The following is a 9,631-nucleotide window of genomic DNA, read 5'->3' as shown; positions in this document are numbered from 1 at the left end:
CGCCCGCCCAGGCCCCCGTTCCCGCCCAGGCCCCCGTTCCCGCCCTGGCGGTGCGCGGCTTGGCGAAGCGCTTCGGCGACAAGATCGCCGTCAACGGCGTCAACCTGGACGTGCCCGCCGGCTCCTTCTACGGGTTGGTCGGGCCGAACGGGGCGGGCAAGACCACCTCGCTCTCCATGGCCACCGGGCTGCTGCGGCCGGATTACGGCCAGGTGTGGGTGCACGGCGTGGACGTCTGGGCCGAGCCGCTGACGGCCAAGCGCCTGATGGGCGTGCTGCCCGACGGCGTCCGGCTGTTCGACCGGCTGACCGGCGAGCAGCTGGTCACCTACGCCGGGCTGCTGCGGGGCATGGACCGGGAGACCGTGGCCGCCCGCGTACCGGACCTGCTGCGCGCCATGGACCTGACCAACGACGCCGGCACCCTGGTGGTGGACTATTCCGCCGGCATGACAAAGAAGATCGCCCTGGCCACCGCCCTGATCCATGCGCCGAAGCTGTTAGTGCTGGATGAACCGTTCGAGGCGGTAGACCCGGTCTCCGCGGCGAACATCCGCGACATCCTCCACGACTACGTGGACTCCGGGGGCACGGTGATCGTGTCCAGCCACGTCATGGACCTGGTCCAGCGCATGTGCGACCACGTGGCGGTGATCGCCGGCGGCAACGTGCTGGCCGCCGGCACCGTGGACGAGGTCCGCGCCGGCGCGAGCCTCGAAGAGCGTTTCGTCCAGCTGGTCGGCGGACGGACCCAGGCGGAGGGGCTCGAGTGGTTGCGCACCTCGTAAGGCTGAAGCTGGCGCTGCTGCGCAACGGCTTCAAACGCAGCCCGTGGCAGCTGGTGGGCGTGATCCTCGGCGGCCTGTACGCGATCGGCATGCTGACCCTGCTGATTTCCGGACTGTTCTTCCTCAGCTACACGGAGCCGGACATGGCCCGCATGGTGGTGGTGCTGGGCGGCTCCGCGGCCTTCCTGGGCTGGGCGCTGATCCCGATGATGGCCACCGGCGTGGACATGACGCTGGACCCGGCCCGGTTCGTGACCTACGCCGTGCCCATGCGCCAACTGCTGCTCGGGCTCGCCATCGGCGGCCTGGTCGGCATCCCGGGCGTGGTGACCCTGGTCGCCGCGCTCGGGCACGCGGCCGCCTGGTGGCAGCACCCGGCAGCGCTCGTGGCCGCCGTCCTGTGCGCCCTGGTCGCGACGCTGACGTGCGTGGTGCTCTCCCGCGTGACGACGTCGGCGTCCACGACGCTGGCCAGCTCGCGCCGGTTCAAGGACCTCAGCGGCGTCATCGGCATCATCCCGCTGGTGCTGCTGGGACCGATCATGGTCGGCATCGTCGAGGGGTTCCGCAGCTCGCAGGACTTCCTGCCGGCCCTGACCGAGGGCTTGGCCTGGTCGCCGCTGGGCGCGGTCTGGGCCGTCCCCGGCGACCTGGCCCTGGGCAACTGGGGCGCGGCCGGCGCCCGGCTGCTCATCGCGGTGGCCTTCCTGGCCGTGCTGGCCTGGCTGTGGAAGCTCAGCCTGGCCCGTGCACTGGTCACCCCGCCGTACAAGGCCGTGTCCCGGAAAGCCGGCGGCAAACTGGGCTGGTTCTCCCGGATGCCCGGCACCCCTGCCGGAGCCGTGGCGGCGCGTGCGCTCATCTACTGGTTCAAGGATCCCCGCTACGGGGCGTCCCTGGTGTCCATTCCGCTCATACCGGTGGCGGTCTTCTTCGGCCTCTCGCAGACCGGCGATTTCACCTTCATGCTGTGGCTGGGCCCGATGATCGCCTTCCTGCTGTCCTTCGGCATCTCCGCGGACATCGCCTACGACAACACGGCGTTCGCGCTGCACGTCACCACCGGCGTGAGCGGACGGGCCGACCGGATCGGCCGGGCCGCGGCCTGCGCCGTGATCGCGCTGCCGGCCACCGTCGTGCTGACCGTGCTGCCGTTCGTGTTCATCGGCGGGTGGCACCTGCTGCCGCCCGTTTCCGGGGTGGCCCTCGGCGTGCTGCTGACCGGCCTGGGCCTGTCCAGCGTGGTCTCGGCCCGTTACACCTACAACGTGCCGCTGCCGGGGGAGAGCCCGTTCAAGACTCCGCCCGGCTCCACCGCCCGGATGATGCTGGTCCAGCTCGGCGGGCTCGGCGTGCTGGTGCTGCTCTCGCTGCCGGAACTGGTGCTGGCGCTGATCGGTGTCTTCACCGGCGACGCGCTGTGGGGCTGGCTGGCGCTGGCTGTCGGCCTCGTGCTCGGGACGGTCCTGCTGGTGGTCGGCATCGAGCTCGGCGGCCGCTGGTATGACCGCCGGACGCCGGAACTCCTCCAGGCCGTGGCCAAAAACAAATAGCACACCGGCCCGGCAGCAGCGGCGGGTGACGACGACGGGGGAGCCGAGCTCCGCCGTCGTCGTTCCTGTTTCAGGGGTTAAGATGGGTGGCATGAGTCTTCCTCCGGATCCTTTCGAAAACGACCCCCTCGCGCCGCAGACCCCGGGCGGGTCCACCGCGACGATCGAGCGTGAAGAACTCCGCGAAGAGCTTGAGCCCGGTGACCGCGAACGCTTTGCGCACTACGTCCGCAAGGAAAAGATCATGGAGTCGGCGCTGTCCGGCGAACCGGTGATCGCCCTCTGCGGCAAGGTGTGGGTGCCCGGCCGCGACCCGAACAAGTTCCCGGTATGCCCGGACTGCAAGGCCATCTACGAGGGCCTGCGCCCCGGCGGCGACGATTCCGGCAAGAAGAAGTAGTAACCTTTCCCTCCCCACGTGTGCGGGCGCGTCCGGTGCCCGCCGCGCTTCCCCCTGCCTGCCAAGAAAGTCAGCCCTGGTTTTTTGATGCCCGAATCCACCGCCATCCGCGCGCCCGGCGCCATGTCTGCTGCCTACCGGCCGCTGACCATCGGCCTGCTGACGGTGATCACGCTGGCGGCGTTCGAGGCGGTGGCGGTGGCGACGGCGATGCCGGTGGTGGCGGCCGACCTGGAGGGCAAGTCGGCCTACGGGCTGGCGTTCTCCATGTTCCTGACCGCTTCGCTGCTGGCCAGCGTGGTGGCCGGAGTCTGGTGCGACGCGAAGGGCCCGCGCCCGGCGCTCGCCGCGGGGCTGGTGCTGATGGTCGCCGGCCTGGTCCTGTCAGGGGTGGCCGGGGAATTCTGGATCTTCACCGCGGGCCGCGCCGTGGCCGGGCTGGGCGGCGGCTTCGCGATCGTGGCCGTCTACGTGATCATCGGGCAGGTCTATCCGCAGCGGCTGCAGCCGGTGGTCTTCGGCTGGCTGGCCGCCGCCTGGGTGGTGCCGTCGCTGGTGGGGCCGCTGGCCGCCGGCGTCGTCGCCCAATACATTTCCTGGCGCCTGGTGTTCTACGGCGTGGCGCCGATCTTCCTGCTGGCCGTGCTGGTCATCTGGCCGCAGACCGGCAGCGTGGGAGCCCCGGAGAACCCGACCACGGACAAGCGCGGCGGGCGCCTGCAGGCGATGCGGGGCCTGATGCTGGCCGGCGGCGTCTTCCTGGCGCAGTGGGCGCTGTTCGAGGCGGTCGCCGGCGGGTCCGCCGGGAAGCTGGTGCTGATGTACGCGCTGGCCGCCGGCGGCGTGGTGCTGGCCTTGGCGGCGCTGCCCAAGCTGATGCCGCCGGGCACCTTGCGGCTGCGCCGCGGGCTGCCCAGCGTGATCGCCACCCGCGGACTGATTAACCTGGCGTTCTTCGGCGCCGAGGCGTTCATCCCGCTGATGCTGGTGGCGGCGCACGGCATCTCGCCGGCGACGGCGGGCCTGGCCCTGACGGCCGGCGCGGTCGGCTGGAGCATCGGCTCCTGGCTGCAGGCACGCGTCGAGACCGCCCGGCACCGGATGCTGGTGATCGGATCCGGCATCCTGACCGCCTGCATGGGGCTGATGGCGCTGGTGTCCGCGCCGTCCGTGCCGCTCGCGGCGCTCATCGTCGTCTGGGCGCTGGCCGGGTTCTCGATGGGCATGGCCTTGTCCACCACGTCCGTGATGGTGCTGAAGCTGTCCGCCCCCCAGGAGCGCGGCCGGAACTCCGCGTCGCTGCAGCTGGCCGACCAGCTGGGCGGCGTGGTGGGTACCGCCGGGGCGGGTGGACTGTTCGCGCTGCTGCGGGACCCGGACAACCCGGGCTCGGTGGGCGTCTACGTGGTGATTTGGCTGGTGCTGGCCGTGGTGGCGGCAGGCGGGATCGCCACGGGCTGGCGCAGCGCGGAACGGATTGAAAACGGACAGGAACAACGGGAGGAGGCCAGCAAATGAGCAACGACACACTATTCGGCGCCGGACCGGTGCTGCCGCCGGCTTACCCGGAACGGGCCGCGTGGGGCACCGCCCCCAAACTGCGCCAATGGCAGGCCGAGGCCCTGCAGAAGTACTTCGACATGGCCCCGCAGGACTTCCTGGCCGTGGCTACCCCCGGCGCGGGCAAGACCACCTTCGCGCTGCGCGTGGCCACCGAACTGGTGGACCGGGGGATCGTCAACCGGATCACCGTCGTCGCCCCGACGGACCACCTCAAGCGCCAGTGGGCGGACGCCGCGGCGCGCGTGGGGCTGGCCATCGATCCGAACTTCAAGAACTCGGACGGTTCGCACGGCCGCGATTTCATCGGCGTCGCCGTCACCTACGCGCAGGTGGCCATGAAGCCGCTGTTGCACCGGGCCAAGACCGAGGCCGCCAAGACGCTGGTGATCCTGGACGAGATCCACCACGGCGGCGACGCCCTCAGCTGGGGCGACGGCATCCGCGAGGCGTTCGAACCCGCCGCCCGGCGCCTGGCGTTGACCGGCACCCCGTTCCGCTCGGACACGGCGGCGATCCCGTTCGTGGAGTACGCCGAGGACAAGGACGGCATCCGCCGCTCGCGGGCCGACTACACCTACGGCTACGGCAGCGCCCTGCGTGACCACGTGGTGCGCCCGGTCATGTTCATGGCCTACTCGGGGCAGATGCGCTGGCGCACCAGTTCGGGGGACGAGTACGCCGCGTCGCTCGGCGAGGCCGCGGTCACCAAGGACATCACGGCGCAGGCCTGGCGCACGGCGCTGAACCCGCAGGGGCAATGGATCCCGTCGGTGCTGGCGGCCGCCGACAAGCGGCTGACCGAGGTCCGCCGGGCCGTGCCCGACGCCGGCGGGCTGGTGATCGCCACCGACCACGAGGACGCGCGGGCCTACGCCGGCCAGCTGAAGAAGATCACCGGGGAATCTGCCACCGTCATCCTCTCCGACGACGCCGGCGCCTCCGAAAAGATCGAGGCGTTCTCCGCCGGCGACAGCCGCTGGATGGTCGCCGTCCGCATGGTCTCCGAAGGCGTGGACGTGCCCCGCCTCTCGGTCGGGGTCTACGCCACCTCGACGGCGACCCCGCTGTTCTTCGCGCAGGCGGTGGGCCGCTTCGTGCGCGCCCGGAAGCGCGGCGAAACGGCGTCGGTGTTCCTACCGTCGGTGCCGAACCTGATGGAACTGGCCAACCAGATGGAGCTGGAGCGCGACCACGCGCTGGACCGGCCGGACAAGGACAACGACGAGGGCTTCATTCCCGAAGAGGCCCTGATGGAGCAGGCCAACCGGGAAGAGTCGGCATCGGACGCGCTCACCAAGCAGAAGTTCGAGGCGCTGGATTCCCAGGCGTCCTTCGACCGTGTGCTGTTCGACGGCGCCGAGTTCGGCACCGGCGGCGAGCTCGGCAGCGAAGAGGAACTGGACTTCCTGGGCATCCCGGGGCTGCTGGACGCGGAGCAGGTAGGCATGCTGCTGCGCCAGCGCCAGCAGGAACAGCAGTCGCGCAAACGCAAGCGCTCGGGCGGGGCCGCGGATCCCGAGCCGGCCCCTGCCGTGGTTGACCACCGGCAGCTGACCGAACTGCGCAACCAGCTGGCCAAGAACGTGTCCGCCTGGTCGGCGCGCTCCGGCATGCCGCACGGCGTGGTCCACTCCGAGCTGCGCCGGGTCTGCGGCGGCCCGCCGGTGGCCCAGGCCAACGAGGAGCAGCTGAACAGGCGCCTGAAGAAGCTTCAGGACTGGTTCATCGGCCGGAAGTAGCCGTGTGCGGGCAACCGGCCTGGCTGCCGGTCGTGGTCGACGCGGATTTCGGTCGGGGCCCGCATGGCCGTGGGGCAGCCCGAAGCCAGTGACGGCGCAGCGTCCCGCCCGGCCTGGAGCCGAGGTCGGGGGATGGCTGCGAAGTCAGGGCGTATAAACGGTGATCTCGCAGCCCGACCCTGACCTCGCGATGAGGTCAGGGGGTGCGGCAGGTGATCTGGACGCGTGCCCCGGACCTCGTGGGCGGGACGCGGGTTTTGCCCACGTCGCGGGGGCCGGAGGCCGGAATCGCTAAGCGGCGCATCGCTGAGCGAGGAACGAGCGAGGCGTCTAAGCCGCGTGCAATTCCGGCGCAGGCCCGCCCTGCTATTCGATGACGTCGATGCCGTAGTCGCTGAATTCGGCCAACGTCTTCTCGACGCGCCCGGCATTGATGCCCGCCGACAGTGCCAAATTGACGGCGGTGGCGTACCCGGCCTGCGCGGCATCGAGGGCGGTCTGGCGGACGCAGTAGTCGGTCGCCAGGCCGGCCACCACCACCTCGTCCACCCCGTGCTCCTGCAGCCAGTCATCCAGGCTGGGCATCTCGACCTGCTCTTCCTCCTCGTCGCCCTCGCGCTCCCCGGTGGCCACCTCGTCCGCCGGTGCCAGCAGTCCGTCGAAACCGGAGTAGCCGGCGTCGTACTGGCCCTTGCGGAAGTAGGCGTCGATCCGGTCGGTGTCCAGGTCGGGATGCAGGTCTGCCCCGCGGGTACCGGCGACGCAGTGCCGCGGCCAGCTGTCCACGAAGTCCGGCTCGTCGGAGAAGTGGCTGCCCGGATCCACGTGCCAGTCCTGGGTCGCCACCACGACGTCGTATTCGTCCGGCCGGGTCTCCAAGTGCTCGCTGATGTCGGCGGCAGTTTTCGCCCCGCCGTCGACGGCCAGGGCGCCTCCCTCGCAGAAGTCGTTCTGGACGTCAACGATGATCAGTGCGCGTGTCATGGCTGCTCCTCGAATTCGGTGGGAATGGCGGCCTCGCCGCGCTGCAGCCGGTTAACGGCGCCGGGCAGCTCGGCCATGGAAGCGGTGTGGCGTTCGGCGGCACGGCGGACGCCCTCGGCGCCGGTCCAGCCGTCCGCCAGCTTGCCGTTCGTGACGAACTGCTGCAGCAGCGGGCGGTCGTTGCCGTCGTCGAAGGGCGGGTGGCCGATGCCGACCACCTCGGCCGTGGCGGACCCGTGCCCGTCCAGCCGGCGCAGCGCGTATTTGCGTCCGCCGACGGAAATCTTGTTCTTCGACGCCTTCGCCACCGACACCTGCTCGCCGTTGCTGCCCTCGCGGCTGACCAGCTTGTAGACCATGCTCGCGGTGGGCGCGCCGGATCCGGTGACCAGCGCGGTGCCGACGCCGTAGGAGTCCACCGGGGCCGAGGCGAGCGCCGCGATCGCGTATTCGTCCAGGTCCGAGGTGACGGTGATGCGGGTGTGGTGGTTGCCCAGGTCGTCCAGCAGCTGGCGCACCCACTGGGCCTGGGCGATCAGGTCGCCGGAATCCAGCCGCACGCCGCCCAGCTCCGGACCCGCCAGGTCCACGGCCGTACGGACGGCGGTTTCGACGTCGTACGTGTCCGCCAGCAGGGTGGTACCCACGCCCAGCGAGGCCAGCTGCGCCTCGAAGGCCTGCTGCTCGGTGTCATGCAGCAAGGTGAAGGAATGGGCGGCGGTGCCCACCGTCTTGACGCCGTACCGGTAGCCGGCTTCCAGGTTGGAGGTGCTGGAGAAGCCGCCGATCACCGCGGCCCGGGCTGCGGCGACCGCCGATTCCTCGTGCGTGCGCCGGGACCCCATCTCGATGCAGGGCCGGCTGCCAGCCGCCCCGGTCATCCGCGAGGCGGCGGAGGCGATGGCGCTGTCGTGGTTCAGCACGGACAGGATGAAGGTCTCCAGCACGCAGGCCTCGGCGAAGCTCGACTCCACCACTAGGATCGGCGAGTACGGGAAGTAGGCCTCGCCCTCGGCATAGCCGTAGATGTCGCCGGAGAAACGAAAATCGGCCAGCCAGTCGATGGTGCGCGCGTCCACGACGTCGGTGCGGGCCAGAAAATCCAGCTGGTGCTCGGAGAACGTGAAGTGTTCCAGGCCCTCCAGGATCCGGCCGGTTCCGGCCACCACGCCGTACCGGCGGCCTTCCGGCAGCCGCCGGGCGAACGCCTCGAAGACCGAACGCCGGTGCGCTGCGCCGGAGTGCAGGGCGGCCTGGAGCATGGTCAGCTCGTAATGGTCGGTGTACAGGGAGGTGCTGGGGTGCGCCCAGCCGGCTGCAATGTTCACATCCCCGACTCTAATCCTGTTTCGCCCTCCGGGCAGTTTCGTGCCGCCGTCGCTGCCCGGGCAGTTTCGTGCTGACGTCGGGCCGTCCGCAGGTCCGCCGCCGTCGCCGGCCGGGCGGTTCCGTCGTGCCGACGGGCCGACGGGCCGACCGGGCGCTCCCGTGCCCCCGTAAGGCCGGCCGGGCCCGCCCTGCCTACAATGGAAGCCATGACCGTGAGCATCCTTCCCTCCTGCACAACCGTGCTGGACTCGGATATCGAGACGTCCCGCCGCGCGGAATCCGCCGAACTTACGGCCAAGGACACCCCGTGGGTCGTGATCGTATGGAACGACCCGGTCAACCTGATGAGCTACGTCAGCTATGTCTTCCAAAGCTACTTCGGCTATTCGGAAACCAAGGCCCGCAAGCTGATGCTCGAGGTGCACCAGCAGGGCAAGTCGGTGGTGGCCACGGGCAGCCGCGAGCAGGCCGAGCGGGACACCGTGGCGATGCATTCGTTCGGCCTGTGGGCCACGTACCAGAAGGCGGACCAGGCGTAGATGGCCAAGGCATTCAAGCACACGCGCAAGGGAATCACCGGGTTCCTGGAGCCCGCCGAGCGGGACCTGATCCGGAAGCTGTTCGCGGACGTCGTCGCCATGCTGGAAGTCGACCGGCAGGACGAGGACCCCCTCGCGGCGATCGTGGGCCTGGACATGGATGCCGCCAAGCCACGGGACCCCGCGCTGCTCCGGTTGCTGCCGGATGCGGTGGAGCACGACGACGGCGAGGCCCTGGAGTTCCGCAAGCTCACCGAACGCACGCTGCGGGAGGACAAGCTCGGGGCGCTGCGCGCCAGCGCGCTGCTGCTCGAACAGACGCCGCTGCACCTGACCGACGAGCAGGCCCGGCTGTTCGCCCGGGCCGTGAACGACGTCCGCCTGGTGCTGGCCGAGCGGCTGGAGCTCCGCACCGATGAGGACGCCCAGGCCCTGCATGAGATCGACGACTGGTCCCAGGCCGAGGACCTCGAGACCTACCTGGCGCTGGTCTACAACTTCATGACCTGGCTCCAGGAGACCCTGATGCAGGCGCTGCTGGACGGGCTGGACCACCCGTCGGGCCGGCATCGCTGAGCCACGCCTCGGCGCGCCGGCACCGCTGAACCACGCGCCGTCGGGCCGCCACCGCTGAGCTGTGCTCCGTCGCGCCGGCGCCTGGAACCGAGGCCCCGGAAATCGCGAGGCCACGCCCTGCGGCGGCCAAGCCGCGGACCGCGGGGATGGGCCACACCCT

At 70.5% G+C, this 9,631-nt stretch carries 9 protein-coding genes; 7 read left to right on the top strand and 2 right to left on the bottom strand.

The window, feature by feature from the left end:
* The 5 genes from AC5RV2_RS10830 to AC5RV2_RS10810 all read left to right on the top strand — a co-directional run.
* The coding region (locus AC5RV2_RS10830) for an ABC transporter ATP-binding protein (RefSeq protein ID WP_494092332.1) at positions 1 to 788 on the top strand (788 nt) is incomplete at its 5' end.
* A complete protein-coding gene (locus AC5RV2_RS10825; RefSeq protein WP_494092331.1) occupies positions 770 to 2,341 on the top strand; it encodes a transporter in 1,572 nt (523 codons plus the stop codon). The genes AC5RV2_RS10830 and AC5RV2_RS10825, both read left to right, overlap by 19 nt.
* A 91-nt stretch (positions 2,342 to 2,432) precedes the next feature.
* Positions 2,433 to 2,741, top strand: a complete 309-nt coding sequence (locus AC5RV2_RS10820; RefSeq protein ID WP_494092330.1) for a DUF3039 domain-containing protein — start codon at positions 2,433 to 2,435, stop codon at positions 2,739 to 2,741.
* Between the two features lie 87 nt (positions 2,742 to 2,828).
* Positions 2,829 to 4,259, top strand: a complete 1,431-nt coding sequence (locus tag AC5RV2_RS10815; RefSeq protein ID WP_494092329.1) for an MFS transporter — start codon at positions 2,829 to 2,831, stop codon at positions 4,257 to 4,259.
* Positions 4,256 to 6,043, top strand: coding sequence for a DEAD/DEAH box helicase (locus tag AC5RV2_RS10810; protein WP_494092328.1), 1,788 nt, complete (start codon positions 4,256 to 4,258; stop codon positions 6,041 to 6,043). Before AC5RV2_RS10815 ends, AC5RV2_RS10810 begins: the two co-directional genes overlap by 4 nt.
* 366 nt (positions 6,044 to 6,409) lie before the next feature.
* On the opposite strand, the gene AC5RV2_RS10805 is transcribed toward AC5RV2_RS10810, so the two are convergent.
* Positions 6,410 to 7,027 carry an isochorismatase family protein gene (locus AC5RV2_RS10805; RefSeq protein ID WP_494092327.1) on the bottom strand — a complete coding sequence of 206 codons (618 nt, stop codon included), beginning with the start codon at positions 7,025 to 7,027 and terminating at the stop codon, positions 6,410 to 6,412.
* A complete protein-coding gene (locus AC5RV2_RS10800) occupies positions 7,024 to 8,355 on the bottom strand; it encodes a nicotinate phosphoribosyltransferase (protein ID WP_494092326.1) in 1,332 nt (443 codons plus the stop codon). The genes AC5RV2_RS10805 and AC5RV2_RS10800 overlap by 4 nt, the downstream gene beginning before the upstream one ends.
* Positions 8,356 to 8,562: 207 nt before the next feature.
* Here AC5RV2_RS10800 and clpS point away from each other — a divergent pair, with 207 nt between their 5' ends.
* Positions 8,563 to 8,895 (top strand): ATP-dependent Clp protease adapter ClpS, encoded by a 333-nt coding sequence (clpS, locus tag AC5RV2_RS10795; protein WP_493979739.1) that lies wholly within the window; start codon positions 8,563 to 8,565, stop codon positions 8,893 to 8,895.
* The gene (locus tag AC5RV2_RS10790; RefSeq protein WP_494092325.1) at positions 8,896 to 9,471 is read left to right on the top strand and encodes a DUF2017 domain-containing protein; all 576 of its coding nucleotides are present in this window, start codon (positions 8,896 to 8,898) and stop codon (positions 9,469 to 9,471) included.
* The last annotated feature ends 160 nt before the right edge of the window (positions 9,472 to 9,631 follow it).

It is taken from the genome of Arthrobacter sp. Y3225116, from assembly GCF_059091245.1.
The sequence above is the reverse complement of the archived record's forward strand: the minus strand, read 5'-3'. Positions and strand labels throughout refer to the sequence as shown.

Excerpts from the sequence above, each read along its gene's own strand:
- AC5RV2_RS10790 (WP_494092325.1), top strand. The coding sequence starts at position 8,896 with ATGGCCAAGGCATTCAAGCACACGCGCAAGGGAATCACCGGGTTCCTG.
- clpS (WP_493979739.1), top strand. The coding sequence starts at position 8,563 with ATGACCGTGAGCATCCTTCCCTCCTGCACAACCGTGCTGGACTCGGAT.
- AC5RV2_RS10810 (WP_494092328.1), top strand. The coding sequence starts at position 4,256 with ATGAGCAACGACACACTATTCGGCGCCGGACCGGTGCTGCCGCCGGCT.
- AC5RV2_RS10820 (WP_494092330.1), top strand. The coding sequence starts at position 2,433 with ATGAGTCTTCCTCCGGATCCTTTCGAAAACGACCCCCTCGCGCCGCAG.
- AC5RV2_RS10815 (WP_494092329.1), top strand. The coding sequence starts at position 2,829 with ATGCCCGAATCCACCGCCATCCGCGCGCCCGGCGCCATGTCTGCTGCC.
- AC5RV2_RS10805 (WP_494092327.1), bottom strand. The coding sequence starts at position 7,027 with ATGACACGCGCACTGATCATCGTTGACGTCCAGAACGACTTCTGCGAG.